At 77.9% G+C, this 700-nt stretch carries 1 protein-coding gene; it reads right to left on the bottom strand.

Going from position 1 to position 700, the window contains the following annotated elements:
* Positions 1-119 precede the first annotated feature (119 nt).
* Positions 120-700: hypothetical protein (locus tag KUM32_RS44530; protein WP_308408849.1), on the bottom strand; the 581-nt coding region annotated here is incomplete at its 5' end.

The following is a 700-nucleotide window of genomic DNA, read 5'->3' as shown; positions in this document are numbered from 1 at the left end:
CAATTACGCAACTCCCGCGCCCCGCCCGCGCGCGACCGGCCAGGCCGGACCGGGCACGCCGCCGCCCCCGGTCAGCGGCCGGCGGCGCGCGGGTCGCTCCGTACGCGGGCGCGACCGGATCAGCCGTGGGCCCTGGCCGCGCGGCCGGCCACCAGGTGGCGCCGGAGGCGCCGCGCGCAGGCCACCAGGAAGAGGAGGAGGCTCAGCAGGCCGACGACGACCACCCCGCCGCGCGCGGACCACGTCTGGAGCGCGAGCATGACGTGGGCCACCGCGAGGTCGAGCGCCACCGCGCCGGCCACGGCCAGCACCGGGCGGCTGAGCGGGTCCACGCCGCGCAGCGCCGCCGCGATGGCGGACGCGGGCGCGACGACGAGGAAGAAGAGCGTGAAGGGCGCGCGCAGCGACGACGCGATGTCCGCGAAGGCGAGCACCACGCCCACGCCGCCGATGCCGAGCATCGCCCCGGCGACCAACGGGAGGGACGCCGGCGCCGGCCGCTCCTCCCGCTCCTGCTCGGAGTCGTACTCGGGAACGTCCTCCCGCGCGCCGTCGTGAGCGGCGTTCTCCTCCGCGTTCCGCGATGCCCGCCGCGTCGCCCGCCCTGCCGCGTGGTGTGGTTCGGCCGCTGCCGCGTACTCCGTGGAGCCGTGCGCGACGTGCTCCGTCCCGCTGTCCGTGGTGTCTCGTGCCGTCAGTC

The sequence above is a fragment of the Streptomyces sp. AC627_RSS907 genome, assembly GCF_019049165.1.
Note: the sequence above shows the minus strand (reverse complement) of the source record. Positions and strands in the feature narration are given on the sequence as shown.